Source organism: Bradyrhizobium sp. WSM1743, from assembly GCF_000473065.1.
Taxonomy (GTDB): domain Bacteria; phylum Pseudomonadota; class Alphaproteobacteria; order Rhizobiales; family Xanthobacteraceae; genus Bradyrhizobium.
Genome location: NZ_AXAZ01000081.1, coordinates 21,383 through 34,967, shown reverse-complemented (window position 1 = coordinate 34,967; position 13,585 = coordinate 21,383). Strand labels below are relative to the sequence as shown.

Genomic DNA, 13,585 nt, shown 5'->3' with positions numbered 1-13,585 from the left:
GGCAGGATCGGCTGGCGCAAACTGAGCATCATCCCGCAAGTCGGAGGGCGTTGGCGCATTCAGATCAACAAATGGCTCAAGACCAGCGTAGGTGTTTGAGCGATCCCTGGCAGGATGCGACGGCGCAAAGCCAGCATCATCGTGCAACTCGGACGGCGTCGACGCAATCAGACCAACAGATGGCTCAAGCCTGCCCTTAGCATGTGACGAGGGCATGGATGGTGATGCTCGTTCTTGCAGCTGTTCACCCAACCAAACCCAAGCTCCGGCGCTCGGGCTGGCCGGCGTTGAGGGAACATCCTTCGCCGAGCCGGAGTGCCTATCGCCCTGCGCGGCCGGCGAGTTCGGCTGCTCGGGCCCTGGCAGCCCCAGCTCTCGGTTCGCCGCGGTGAGGTTCAAGTAGCTTCGAAGATGCGACAAATCGGGACCGTGTACTCTGCCTCCGGCCCGTTGGAATGCTACCACGTCATTGTCGAGGGATACCTGCTCCCTGCTCGAGCCGTTTAGCCGCCCGATGATGCTCGCTGTGCGATTCACGCTAAGCCACGCACTAAGCGCACGAAGACGCCTCGCCCGCTGTTGCGCAGACTGCCTCAGCTTCGCAGTCGGATTTTTAAGATCCTTCAGAGCTTGGCTCAGCGCGCCCTCGATGAGGGGCGCATCTTCTGGATGAGGAACTAGGCGACGGGGGGCACCAAGGACGCGGGGTTCGGGTGCTTCGACTTCTTCCCCCCCCCACGCAGCAGCCGCCGGAGAACGTCCACAGCCGATCTAATGCGGTTCTGGGGGTCACGGCCCAAGCTCCTGTACTTCGCTATTTCCTCATCGAGCGATGAACCGTCTCGCAGCCGAGAAGCTACAGGGCCCCGATGACTTGCGTTGACCCAGCGGACAAAAGTCCCAAGTCCGGAAACATTGTTGTTGATGGCCCCTGGGGTAAGCTTGCGCCGCTCGGCGTGCACGCGAAACCTCGTCAAGAGCTCCGCGTCTTCGGCCGGAAGCTGCTCGCCGATCAGCTCGTCCGGCGACGACACCGGAGCTTGTCTCTGCGCTGGTGACGTCGCCAGTTGATGGTATGGGATCTGCATCAGCGGCCGCTCAACCGCGTCGCCCTGCGGAGGCGGCGAGGAGCTGGGTCCGTCCATCGTCTTTAAAGGCAGATCCTGCTGGTTCGCAGGCAGAATCTCCGGCCAGCTGACAGCTCCGTTCGACCCGCTGTGCTGCGCAGTCGCGGAGAGGGTCGGCTTCATCTCGGCGCGAACCGCGTCTTCGAGATCAGGCAGGGGGCAAATATGACGCAGGAGTTCGATCGCTGTAGCACCCGCCGGCGACTTCAGGAGATGAGCCAGTGCGGCTCCGGCTTTACTGCGGCCATGGGGGTCCGCCTCCTTATACCGATTGACATCTTCATCCAGCGAGCCGTGGCCAAGCCGAGCAGCAATGCCGGGCTTATCGTTTTCACGGAGGTAATCACTGAAATCGATAAGAAGAGTTGCATAGCTCCTGGCGGTGTTGGCGGTGCTCGGGGGTGCTTCTTCCTTGTACCTTTTGATGAGATCCGCATCCTGGGGATAGGGATTCCGCTCAACCCGGCTTGCAAACGGCATGATGCCGCCCGGCGATTGGGAGGCTCGAAGATGATCCAGTGGGGTAGCGATGGCCTGCCCCTCCTGCTCGGCGAACTCCTGGGCATCCTTGTCCAGCGACTTGTCGAAAAGCCGGGAAGCAATGCCCGGCTTGTCGTTCTTCACGAGCCAATGCCCCAAGCTGAGAAGACCACGTAGATTGCGACCGACCGTGCTCTCGGAGGCTCCAGCTTTGATGAGTGCGGGCCTCAGCCCCTCAATAAGAGAGGCATCTTCGCAATAAACAGGATTTAGGCTGCTACCTGCGAAAACCAATTTTGCATGGCCCGAGGCATTCAGCATCGTTCCGCCGCCTTGACCGTGCGGAGGCGGCGTAGATGGGTGCCCACTCGCCCGCATGATGGGAATCTGCTCGCCTGGCATGAGGATGTTGCGGTAACGTTCATCCGTCAGCTCGTCGTCCTGATGGCGCCAGTTCACGGGATGAGGGGACTCTGTAGGATTCAATGCCAGGCCGTGCCGCGGTGGCTGAAGACACGACGATGCACCGGCTTCGTCGACCGTCCCAAAGAATAAATCTTGATCATCCCCCTCAGCGAGTGCCGCTGGCCAACTGAAGGCGGGCTGCGACTCGCCCTGCTTAGCCGCGGCAATGCCCCCTGTCCGGCCAGTGATTGACGCGACTCCGCCCGGCGACTGAGAGGCGCGGAGACGATCTAGTGCAGTAAGAACGAGGTTCCTGCGACTTTGATCGAAGATCGTAGCGTCGCTGCTCAGCGATTCGTCGTTAAGCCGAGCAGCCACTCCCGGCTTGTTTTGTTCGAAGAGCCACCGGCTGAATCTGCGAAGAGGACGAACATAATTCGTCTTAGCGGTGATCTCCTCGTACCCAGCCTTAACGAGTGCTTCTTGAAGTCCGGAAATCAAAGGCGCGTCTTCGGAATGAAAAGGGGGACCGTTGAATTTTCTCGCTCCGTTACGGAGATGATCAAGTGCCGCGCCGATACTTTTGTTACCCCCGGCGTCCTTGTAGCGCTTGATCTCTTCATTCAGCGCTTCGTCCTCGTTCCATGTCTCGTCCTGAAGCCGAGCAGCAATGCCAGGCTTGTTGTTTGCACGAAGGTAGTGGCTGAAATCCGTGAGAATGGATGCATAGGTTTTGGCGGTACTTGAAGTTCCGGCCGCCACTGCTTGCTGTCTGTATTCTTTGATGAGAGTTCCGTCCTTGGGATAAGGAGTCAGGTCAGGGCGGCCTGCGATCGGTACGACTCCCCCCGTCAATTGAGAGGTCCGCAGATGAGCTAGTGCCCAACGGACGTTCGCCGTCCCACCTTTGGTTATGAACTCCTCGACATCCTTGTCCATCGACTCGTCATGAAGCCGATCAGCGATACCCGGCTTGTCCTTTGCAAAGAGCCAGCGGCTCAAGCTGAGCAGATAACCGACGTTGCTCGTGGCGGTGCTCTCGGCGGCTCCGCCCCTGAGGAGCGCCTGCTTAAGACCGGAAATAAGGCGCGCATCCGTAGCATAAAGCGGCTCCTTGCTGCGGCCTACCAAGACCCAATTTGACTGAGCGGTCTCCAGCGCTGAGGCGCCCAGCACCGCCTCATCCTCTCCGGCATGGGCCTCAGATCGCGATGCATCCGCTTGATGGGCGCGGACCTGGATGAGCACGGGAGCCGACGGGACAACGATCTCGCCCAGCTGCCGCTGAAAAGCCGCCGCCTCTGCCGATGAGTCAGCCGGAGAGGCATCTTGCGCGTCCACGCCATTGGTTTGTTGTCCCACCTGATTCATCGAGACGAAGTTCATCTGTACTCACTTTCGAAGATGGAGGACCGGAGCAGGCCGATGAGTGCTAACATGCTGATCTGCATTGCAAAAGGAATGAAAATGACAAATTTTGGGAGAAAGAATCAACACTCCGCGCGTTAGAAAGAGCATTGCGGCCGCCAAACGCCCGATGAGATCAAAAAAACGCATTTCCTTCATTATGGGTAGAGTTAACCTTGTGCCCTCGTAGCACAGCCGGCGTCGCGCACGACCTCAATATAATCTGCTGGCGACGGTCGCCGCAGGAGCGATGATGACTTCGCCCGATGGCCAGATCGTGTTCAAGTTCGAGCCGGTCGATCAACCTCATTGCGAAACGAGCCTGCGGATGGCGGCGGGAGGCTCGACTTCGACGCGCAGAAGTTGTCGCGGCTACACGAATACAGGCTCGGTTGCTCCGAGTGTTCGCTGAGGGCTGGTCCGAAGCACAGGGCTGGTCTTCCGACAGAGTCTTGAGAATGAGGCCCATCCCGCTGGTCGGACGTATTCGATATCCAAAGCTTCGTCATGAACGCTTTCGGTTGCCTCGAAAAACCTCGCCGATCTGGCAAGCCCTACGTCCGCAACTCGTTTAGTGCCGAGTTCAAGGCCGTTCCGAGACGGTAACAAGGACTGGTCAGCGAACCTGATTTCCCTCCGTGACGGTCTCGCGCACCGGATCCCGCTCGTCCTATGTGATCGATAACGCCTCGACCGAGCAGCATAGGACGCTTGGCGCCGCCGCAGTCGCCTCAGGCGTCGCCGGCGACCAAGCTGAGTAAAGATTGTCTTCTCAGCAAGCAGCAGGCGCTCGGCCAATTCCGTCCGTGGATTACCCATTCAGTCTACGAAGAAGCACCGACCGTCCGTTTTCACAAGTAGATGCTGCACGACTACCGTTGGCACGACGACCAAATAGTCACTCGTGGGGACACGCTCTCCTTTCGATCGACACCAAGGATCTACCGCGGATCAGGCCGGGAGTTCCTCACCCAGTCATCGAATCGTGGTTCGTGGAGCCTCCTTTACGGAACTTAGAATCGTTGATCGGTTTGTGGCGGATTGTTGCCAGTCAGCTTGTCGCTGGTGAAATCAATCGATCTCGCGGCCCAGACCGTGAGGACGCCTTTCCTTATCTCGGCGGATCGTCCCCGAACGTTAGTGCCCGGCTCGGATTTCGCCCTGGCGCGCTTGAAGCACCACCCCGGCGGAGTATACGCCTCCTTGTTGGCATTCTCTAATCGAGCCCGGGCTTTCTTGTGTTCGGCCTCGAACACGTCGAATGGCTTGTAAGGGCCTTTGCGGCGAGGTCCCCGAAAAGGATAGGTTCTTGTATTCACCAGCGAGCCGCATGGCCGTCGGCAGATGCTCATCCAGCTTCAACGCCGCGTAAACCGCCGGCACGATGCCGGCGACCAGCGCCATGGTAGCCGTGAGGTGTTCGTACTTGTTGTCGACTTTTAAGATTTCCCAGCTTGGGAAGCACGCCGAAGATGATCGGCATCACAACGAACGCAATGCGCAGAGTGCGCAGCGCGCGAAGCCAAACCATGAGGGTGTTTGACGTATAGGCACCGTATTCCTAGTAATGCTGCACGCCCCGCTTCGCGGCGAATTGCTCAAGTATCGCCGGATGAAGGACTGCCTAGCTCTGCACTTGACGTAACCCTTGGGGTCCACTTGGCTTGCCCCCCCAAGCGACCGGGTCGCACTCCTCGTGCTACGGACCAAGCGGATCCGGAGTCAGCTTTAGGAATGTATCGTCTACCTTGATGCCGAAGCCGTCGGGCGTCTTGCCGTCGGGAAAGCTCTCGGCCGCATGCGCCATCCAACTCAGCGGAATGTCGGAGAGGCGAGCTTCGTTTTCCGGATAGCTACCGCCGACATCGGGTGTTTCCTGCGAACCACACCGGTTGCAGCCAATCCGGATGCTTGAAATATCGCTTGGGCTGCCCCGCACATTCAGCGCGAGAGCGGGCCTTTGTCGGGCACTTGTTGCGCCGGTTGTCGGCATTGAGACTCAATGCCAGAAACCTGACACTACGCGCCGCTACGGAGTGCCTGCTGAGCCTGCGAATTCACTTCGGCACGCGATTTGCTCTGTTCACGCATCATCACCAATCGCAGTGCGATGGTCATCGGGACGGGCACGGCGCCGACCAAGCTGGAGCTCAAGGCGGTGTTCGGTTCGATCTTCCAGCGCTTTCCCGCGCTCCGCCTGGCCGTGGCGCTCGAAGAACTGAAGTTGCGCAAGGCGATCGTCCTGGCGGGTTCGAGGAGTTTCCGGTGCTCTGCCGATGTGGCGGACGCCGCCGGGAATCGCGATCTTCTCCGCAATTTTGCAGGCGGGCATGGCGCGCGCCGGTCGGATCAGCCAGCCAACAGGTAACGAGGATGGACGTGCAAGAAACCATGGCAGCATGCCGGGACGCGTTCGCCGAACTGGCGTCGCCAACCTGCATCCACGACCCGTATCCGTTCATGCGGTGGTTGCGCGAGCACGATCCGGTGCATCGCGCGGCGTCGGGCCTCTTTCTGTTGAGCCGCCACGCCGACATCTCCTGGGCGTTCAAGGCCACGGGCGATGCATTTCGGGGACCGGCGCCGGGCGAACTGGCGCGCTATTTCCCGCGTGCGGCGAGAAGCCTGTCGCTCAATCTGCTGGCGTCCACACTGGCGATGAAGGACCCACCGGCGCATACGCGTCTGCGCCGGCTGATCTCGCGCGATTTCACCATGCGCCAGATCGACAACCTGCGGCCGAGCATCGCGCGCATCGTCGCAGCGCGACTGGACGGCATGGCGCCCGCGCTGGAGCGCGGGGAGGCGGTGGACCTGCATCGGGAATTCGCGCTGACCTTGCCCATGCTGGTCTTCGCCGAACTGTTTGGCATGCCCCAGGACGACATTTTGGGGCTCGCCACCGGTATCGGCGGCATTCTGGAAGGCCTGAGCCCGCACGCCAGCGATCCCCAGCTCGCCGCGGCGGACGCGGCCAGCGCCAGAGTGCAGGCCTACTTCAGCTGCCTCATACAGCGCAAGCGCACCGATCCCCGCCACGATATCGTGTCGATGCTGGTCGGCGCACATGACGATGATGTCGACACGCTGTCGGATGTCGAGTTGATCAGCATGTTGTGGGGCATGCTGCTGGGCGGCTTCGCCACCACTGCTGCGACCATCGACCATGCGGTCCTGGCGATGCTGGCTTATCCCCAACAGCGGCACTGGCTGCAGGGAGACGCCGTGGTGAAGGCATTCGTCGAAGAAGTCCTGCGCTGCGACGCGCCCGCGATGTTCAGCTCCATTCCGCGTATCGCCCAGCGCGACATCGAACTGGGCGGCGTGGTGATCCCGAAAAACGCGGACGTGCGCGTGCTGATCGCGTCCGGCAATCGCGACCCAGACGCCTTCGCCGATCCCGATCGTTTCGATCCCGCGCGGTTCTACGGCACCAGTCCAGGCATGTCGACCGACGGGAAGATCATGCTGAGCTTCGGCCACGGCATTCACTTCTGCCTCGGTGCGCAACTGGCCCGGGTGCAGTTGGCCGAGAGCCTGCCGCAGATCCAGGCCCGCTTCCCCACGCTGGAATTGGCCGAGCAGCCGACCCGGGAGCCCTCGGCGTTCCTTCGGACGTTCCGCGCGCTGCCGGTGCGGCTGCATGCGCGAGGGAGCTGAGATGCGCGTCATGGTCGACCAGGATCTGTGCGGAACCAGCGGGCAGTGCGTGCTGACGCTGCCGGGCACCTTTCGCCAGCGCGAACCCGACGGCGTGGCCGAAGTGTGCGTGGCGACAGTCCCGCAGGCGCTGCACGCCGCCGTGAGGCTCGCGGCAAGCCAGTGCCCCGTCGCCGCCATTCGGGTCATCGAAAGCGACGCTGGCGATGCCGAGCGCGCCGGCGCCGACTCTGCGGCTTCTCCAGCGAAAGCCGGCGGCATGCCGCGAAAGACCAACACAATCTAGGATGACACGATGGGACGGTTTGAAGGCAAAGTGGCCGTGGTGACCGGCGCCGGCGCCGGGATCGGCAAGGCATGCGCCCTCGCCATCGCGCGCGAGGGCGGCAGAGTGGTGGTGGCCGACATTGATGGCTCGGCGGCTATCGCCTGCACCGCGCAGATCGCGGCCGAGGCGGGCCACGCGCTCGCCCTGGCGATCGACATCGCCGATGCGCAGGCGGTGGCAGCGCTGTTCGAGACGGCGGAGCGGCACTTCGGTGGGGTCGACCTGTTGGTGAACAACGCGAGCGCGATGCATCTGACCCCGCGCGACCGCGCGATCCTCGAGCTGGACCTTGCGGTCTGGGATCAGACCATGGCGACCAATCTGCGTGGCACGCTGCTCTGCTGCCGGCAGGCCATGCCACGGATGATCGCCCGCGGCGGTGGCGCGATCGTCAACATGTCGTCGTGCCAGGGGCTCAGCGGTGACACCGCGCTGACATCCTACGCCGCGTCGAAGGCGGCGATGAACATGCTGTCGGCCTCGCTCGCCACCCAGTACGGTCATGCGCAGATCCGCTGCAATGCGGTTGCGCCCGGTCTCATCATGACCGAGCGTCTTCTCGCCAAGCTGGACGCGTGCATGCAAACCCATCTGCGCCGGCACCAGCTCCTGCCGCGCGTCGGCCGCCCCGACGACGTGGCCGCGCTGGTGGCGTTCCTGCTCTCCGACGATGCTGCGTTCATCACCGGCCAGGTCGTGTGCATCGACGGCGGCATGCTGGCGCATGTGCCGACATACGCCGACGGTGGCAACAGCCGCGCCGCGCGGCCTGCCGGCGAGACCGCCGAAGCGGACGCGGCGCCGCGCTGCTGATGGACATGCTGCTCAACCCGCTGAACCGTCGGCATCGGCTGCGGCACGACATCCCGGTCGTGCCCGGCGCTTTTCCCTTGGTCGGGCATCTTCCCGCCGTCGTCTGCGACCTGCCGCGCCTGCTGCGGCGCGCGGAACGGACGCTGGGCAGCCACTTCTGGCTAGATTTCGGCCCTGCCGGACACCTGATGACCAGTCTGGATCCGGATGCTCTCACACTGCTCCGGCACAAGGATGTGTCCTCGGCGCTGATCGAAGACATCGCGCCCGAATTGTTTGGCGGAACGTTGGTCGCCCAGGACGGCATCGCGCACCGGAAGGCGCGCGATGCGATCCAGGCGGCGCTTCTGCCCAAGGGGCTGACCCAGGCCGGCATCGGCGAGCTGTTCGCGCCCGTCATCCGAGCCCGCGTGCAGAGGTGGCGCGACCGGGGCGACGTCACCATCCTGCGCGAAACCGGCGATCTGATGCTCAAGCTCATCTTCAGTCTCATGGGAATCCCCGCGCAGGACCTGCCGGGCTGGCATCGCAAGTACCGGCAGCTACTGCAGTTGATCGTCGCGCCCCCGGTCGACCTGCCCGGACTGCCCTTGCGGCGCGGCCGCGCCGCCCGCGACTGGATCGATGCGCGGTTGCGCGAGTTCGTCCGCGCCGCGCGCGAACATGCCTCGCGCACCGGGTTGATCAGCGACATGGTGAGCGCCTTCGATCGCAGCGACGATGCGCTTTCCGATGACGTCCTGGTCGCCAATATCCGCTTACTGTTGCTTGGTGGTCACGACACCACCGCCTCGACGATGGCCTGGATGGTGATCGAGCTAGCGCGGCAGCCTGGGTTGTGGGACGCCCTGGTCGAGGAGGCGCAACGCGTAGGCGCGGTGCCGACCCGGCACGCGGACCTGGCGCAGTGTCCGGTCGCCGAGGCGCTGTTCCGCGAGACGCTGCGCGTGCATCCGGCGACGCCGCTCCTAGTGCGTCGCGCACTGGGTGAATTTCGATTCGGCCAACGGCGCATTCCTGCGGGCACCGATCTGTGCATCCCGCTGCTACATTTCTCGACCTCGGCGCTGCTGCACGAGGCGCCTGATCAGTTTCGGCTGGCGCGGTGGCTGCAACGCACCGAGCCGATCCGGCCGGTTGACATGCTGCAGTTCGGTACCGGCCCACACGTCTGCATGGGCTACCACCTGGCATGGCTGGAACTGGTGCAGTTCTGTATCGCCTTGGCGCTGACCATGCACGAGGCCGGGGTGCGGCCGCGGTTGCTGAGCGGCGTCGAAAAAGGCCGGCGCTATTACCCGACCGCACATCCGTCCATGACTATCCGCATCGGATTCTCATGAGCTGGCATCGCATGCCCCGTGTGGTGAGGCCGCGGCGCCGGCGACGCGCGGCATTGCTGCACTCGGCGCGCGCGCAGGTGCGACGCCGACAACACCGCGGCGGCTCGCCTGTCAGGGACAAGGACATGAACAACATGCAGAGAGGTTCCACGCCACAGGACGACAGAACTGGTGAATCCGCGCTCGGTGGATTGGACGCGCAGGCGCGCGGCGCATCCGGCAGGCTGCTGCCGGAGATCTGGATGCAGGACGGCGCAAAACGGGTAGAACAGACGCTGGCGCGTCTTCTCTGCGCTGAAGACGACGGTGAGACCGAGTTGCGAACGCTACACAGCCATGTTGGGACCGAGAGGACCCAACGACGTTCAACTCGTTCATCGCCCGCGGCCCACCTTGCTGGATGAAGCCGTGCCTGCGGCGCTGAGGGCTTCCTCAAATATCTACGGCGGTCTTGCGCTAAGGTTTGACTCGCCGGCCCCCGTTGAATGGCGCGAGGACGCTCCTTCGGCGTTGGCTCCAAACGTTGCCCTGCCGTCTGTCGCACTTGCATCAGGCCATCAGCCACCCCCGCAAGTGCCTGAGCTCGGCGAGTTGTTCGGCGACTCCTGGAGACACGGCTCCCGAGAAGCTTCACCTATCGTCATTGACATGCTGCAAAACCTGGGTCTTCTGCCGAGCCAGGATATCCCAATGACCCGTTTTTGGATCCACGGTCAGCCCTACACGGCGGAAAGCCTGCCGGGAGGCCACATTCTTCTCTTCCACCGGCCGCACATTGGCTGAATGAGGTCGGCACTTTCGCACAACCGCTCACGCGGCCGATGAAACCACGTCAGATCTTTGTAAAACCGCGCTTCAATCATACTTGGCCGTGACCAAATCCGATTTTGCCAGTCCCGAGATGATCTCAAGCAGGATGTACCATCAGATACGCATTCGGCAGCACGGCGCTCTACAGACAGATCCGAGAGGCGTCGGAATACAAGATGGGCACGCGCTACACACGATGGCTCGGTTGAGAACCGAGCGCGAACCATCGTAGGCTAGCGCATTGACCGGAACGGAAGGCATGTCCGATCAAGTCGCGGACAAGAAATGCGAACGTACTTCGGCGACTTCTTTGCGTTTTAATGAGAGACTCCTGACCATACGAGGATAGCCGTGACTGCCGATCTGCCGATCACAAACCTCAGGCTCGGCCCTCATGCGGCGCCTCGAACGAACTGCCGCAACTTCGTGCAACTCGAAAGACCATAGGCGAAAGACAGCCAGAAACTATCTGGCCGTCGTCACGGTCGAGACTATCGTGCCATGGCTTGCGAAGCTGTAAACCGAATAAAGGACAAATGTCTCGACCCGCAAGCCTTGCGGCGCAGTGCTTTTCGTTCACCAGATAAACTTTGCGCCATCAGGCACGTCGCAGATGAACTCATTCTGGTTCACGAGTTCGGGCGTCCCAAGGACAAGCTTGGAGGACCTCACCGTAAGCTTGCCTTCACGGCTGAGGCTATGCAGCGTGACCGGCCACAGCGCCGGCTGAAGCGGAGCCGGGCGGTCGAGGCCGTGGTCGCCGGCTGGCACAGCTACGCATAGCCCGCTACGGTGTCGGAAGGCAGAACGGTATAGGCGCTCGGGATGGCATCCTTGTAGCCCGGCGGCACGACTACAAACTTGCCGCCTGCGCCCTTGTCGAGGCCGAGAATGCCGACGTCTTCCAGGGCGGTTTGCCAGACCGTGTTGATGTTGCCGGTCAGCGATGCCGTATCATCGACCGGTGGTGGCATCTTGCCGTCGCAGCGACGGCTTCTGGTCGATCAGCCTTTATAATGCCGAACGTTATTTTTGCTCCGCGCGCACATGCGTGCGGAAATGGATAAGTGTCGTGTTGTGCCAGCAGAAGAATGGCGTGTTGACTTGTGCCTGGCGCTTGATGAAGTCGGTCGCAGCCGCCGAAGTCTCGTCGTCGATGGTCTCCATCTCGTCAGCGGCCCGGTATCTTCGATCGTTTGCCTCCCGACCTTGCCCCATCGTGGATGCTCGGTCGGATCGTCGCGATCGGAGGCCTTGCAGCGAAGCGCGCCGCGCGGCCCGATCTGTGCCTTGACGGCGGGATCCTGCGGGTAGGTGAAGGACTCTGGGTCCTCCTCGGCGTTGAGATGATAGAGATTGCCGAAGAACTCGTCGAAGCCGTGCACCGTCGGCAAGTATTCGTTGCGGTCGCCAAGGTGGTTCTTGCCGAACTGGCCGGTGGCGTAGCCCATGGGCTTGCAGTTCCGCGATGGTGGCGTCGCGCGCCTGCCATCCGAGGGTTGCGCCGGGAATTCCGACTTGGAGAGGCCGTTGCGCAACGTGCACTGTCCTGTGATGAAGGACGGCCGGCCGTGCAGCTATGCTCGGCCTAGTAGTCGGTGAACATCATGCCTTCTTTGGCGATCCGGTCGATGTTTGGCGTGCGATAGCCCGTCAACGCGAACGAATAGGCGCTGATATTGGTCTGGCCGATGTCGTCGCCGAAGATGACGAGGATGTTCGGCTTGCGGCCAGATGGAGCCGTCGGCGCGGCGGCAATAGCCGGCGCGGCCTTTTGGGCTTGCACCAGCGCACTCGATGTCAGCGTTGCTGCTGTAATGAGGGTGGAGGTGCCCAGCAAGAGATTACGGCGATCGATATCCTTCTTCATTTCGTCGCTCATCTCGACTCTCCCTGACCGTAGAAAATTCCTTTCAAGTCTGGCAGTCGAAGCAGCTGGCCGCACTACACAGTGGAAGCCAACATGACTGGTCGAGGTATCGATGGGTTCGGCATGCCGGGCGGCGGGAACGGCGGCAATAGTTCGGGGCGCAGAGATGCGAGCCGCCCTTCAAGACTTTTCGGGGAATGCGGATGTTGGGTTGACATGGATCAAGGCTGGCGGCCTTGGTCCCGCCGCGCGGGTTCTGCGGAACACAACAGGCTTTCGCGGTGTCGGCCTCGTGCTTGATAGACCACCAATCGGCAGTCCATTCCCAGATATTGCCGATTATGTCCTGGACGCCGTAGCCGTTGGGCAGAAACGCCGTCACCGGCGAGGTAGGCTCGTAACCGTCCTCGTTGAGATTCTCGATCGGGAAATTGCCCTGCCAGGTGTTCGCCATGTGCCGGCCGTCTGGCGTCAGCGCGCCGCCCCAGGCGAATTGCCGGCCGTCGAGTCCGCCGCGTGCCGCAAATTCCCACCATGAGGACCCGCTGGTCGTCTGCTTGCGCGACGGCGTGACTTCGTCGGCAGCAAAGGTATGATCGAAGCCCATTCTCCGTCGCTCGGGACAAGTCGCGTCACCTCACTCTGAAATCCGTGCGGAGTGAGTCACTCTCGCGACCAAGCTATTTAGGAGTACAGAACCTGACGAAGCTGTAGAATCTGCCGCCAACAAGAGCAGCTGTATCGCTGCGACGAGTGCTCGTGAGCTATTAATAATCTCGAGGCGCAAGCCGTTCGATCGTACTCGACTAAACGCGCCAAGGCACGCTCGCTGCCAAATACGTCGTCATGGCGGCTCCTCGCGCATTCAGGCGCTTAAGGCGGCAAGAGACCACCCCATGGGAAGAATTCTCGGGATCTGAAACGCGCATGAAACCCAATCAGCCTAGTCGCGACGGCGACAAGAAAGGCTTGAAATTTACGTAGCGTCAGGTTGTAGACTCTGAATCATACAGGCGGCTTCGACTCAGAAGCTTCATGATCACAAGGATGCGCTTCAATGTCCGAAGGTCGAAGGTGCGTGGAACTATGTGCCTGTACAGGCGACTCGAACTCGCGCGCGAGCGAACGTTGGAGCGTCAAATAGAAGAATCAAAGCTGCATCAGGACGTGCAGGATGAGACCAAACCGGGCTCTTTCCTTTGGTCAACCGGACCGCCGAAGTCGCCGATGTGCCGCATGCGGCGTTGTCCGTAGGAGGGTACCAACCCTATTGCTTCTCGGTGGAGCAAATGTCTGCCATTTCGCGAGTCCCGAAATTGTTCCAAGTTAGAATCGCAAAACG

Annotated in this window: 6 protein-coding genes and 5 pseudogenes; 6 read left to right on the top strand and 5 right to left on the bottom strand. The window is 61.8% G+C overall.

What is annotated here, in order from left to right:
- Positions 1-677: 677 nt before the first annotated feature.
- Positions 678-3,398, bottom strand: a complete 2,721-nt coding sequence (locus YU9_RS50380; RefSeq protein ID WP_051380600.1) for a hypothetical protein — start codon at positions 3,396-3,398, stop codon at positions 678-680.
- 1,720 nt (positions 3,399-5,118) lie between these two features.
- The gene (locus YU9_RS51255) at positions 5,119-5,412 is read right to left on the bottom strand and encodes a hypothetical protein (protein ID WP_371259234.1); all 294 of its coding nucleotides are present in this window, start codon (positions 5,410-5,412) and stop codon (positions 5,119-5,121) included.
- 147 nt (positions 5,413-5,559) lie between these two features.
- Between YU9_RS51255 and YU9_RS51250 the strand changes: the two are divergent.
- The 6 genes and pseudogenes from YU9_RS51250 to YU9_RS48345 all read left to right on the top strand — a co-directional run.
- Positions 5,560-5,787: pseudogene (locus YU9_RS51250) on the top strand (cytochrome); the annotation flags it as partial.
- Between the two features lie 5 nt (positions 5,788-5,792).
- Positions 5,793-7,079, top strand: a complete 1,287-nt coding sequence (locus tag YU9_RS0132975) for a cytochrome P450 (protein WP_027576601.1) — start codon at positions 5,793-5,795, stop codon at positions 7,077-7,079.
- Between the two features lies 1 nt (position 7,080).
- Positions 7,081-7,370 (top strand): annotated as a pseudogene (locus tag YU9_RS50365) (ferredoxin).
- Between the two features lie 4 nt (positions 7,371-7,374).
- On the top strand, positions 7,375-8,220 hold the full coding sequence (locus YU9_RS0132965; protein ID WP_027576600.1) for an SDR family oxidoreductase: 846 nt from the start codon (positions 7,375-7,377) through the stop codon (positions 8,218-8,220).
- Complete coding sequence (locus YU9_RS0132960; RefSeq protein WP_027576599.1) at positions 8,220-9,563, top strand: cytochrome P450; 1,344 nt, start codon at positions 8,220-8,222, stop codon at positions 9,561-9,563. The genes YU9_RS0132965 and YU9_RS0132960 overlap by 1 nt, the downstream gene beginning before the upstream one ends.
- Before the next feature lie 134 nt (positions 9,564-9,697).
- Positions 9,698-9,922, top strand: a pseudogene (locus YU9_RS48345) (polyprenyl synthetase family protein); the annotation flags it as partial.
- Between the two features lie 1,224 nt (positions 9,923-11,146).
- On the opposite strand, the gene YU9_RS0132945 reads toward YU9_RS48345, so the two are convergent.
- From YU9_RS0132945 to YU9_RS48335, 3 genes and pseudogenes are all read right to left on the bottom strand, one after another.
- Positions 11,147-11,347, bottom strand: a complete 201-nt coding sequence (locus YU9_RS0132945; RefSeq protein WP_027576596.1) for a DUF1254 domain-containing protein — start codon at positions 11,345-11,347, stop codon at positions 11,147-11,149.
- 55 nt (positions 11,348-11,402) lie between these two features.
- Positions 11,403-12,243: pseudogene (locus tag YU9_RS51245) on the bottom strand (sulfatase-like hydrolase/transferase); the annotation flags it as partial.
- A gap of 69 nt (positions 12,244-12,312) precedes the next feature.
- A pseudogene (locus tag YU9_RS48335) lies at positions 12,313-12,775 on the bottom strand (formylglycine-generating enzyme family protein); the annotation flags it as partial.
- Positions 12,776-13,585: the final 810 nt, after the last annotated feature.

Bases quoted from the DNA above. Each gene is read 5' to 3' on its own strand.
- YU9_RS50380 (WP_051380600.1), bottom strand. From the start codon at position 3,398: ATGAACTTCGTCTCGATGAATCAGGTGGGACAACAAACCAATGGCGTG.
- YU9_RS51255 (WP_371259234.1), bottom strand. From the start codon at position 5,412: ATGCCGACAACCGGCGCAACAAGTGCCCGACAAAGGCCCGCTCTCGCG.
- YU9_RS0132975 (WP_027576601.1), top strand. From the start codon at position 5,793: ATGGACGTGCAAGAAACCATGGCAGCATGCCGGGACGCGTTCGCCGAA.
- YU9_RS0132965 (WP_027576600.1), top strand. From the start codon at position 7,375: ATGGGACGGTTTGAAGGCAAAGTGGCCGTGGTGACCGGCGCCGGCGCC.
- YU9_RS0132960 (WP_027576599.1), top strand. From the start codon at position 8,220: ATGGACATGCTGCTCAACCCGCTGAACCGTCGGCATCGGCTGCGGCAC.
- YU9_RS0132945 (WP_027576596.1), bottom strand. From the start codon at position 11,347: ATGCCACCACCGGTCGATGATACGGCATCGCTGACCGGCAACATCAAC.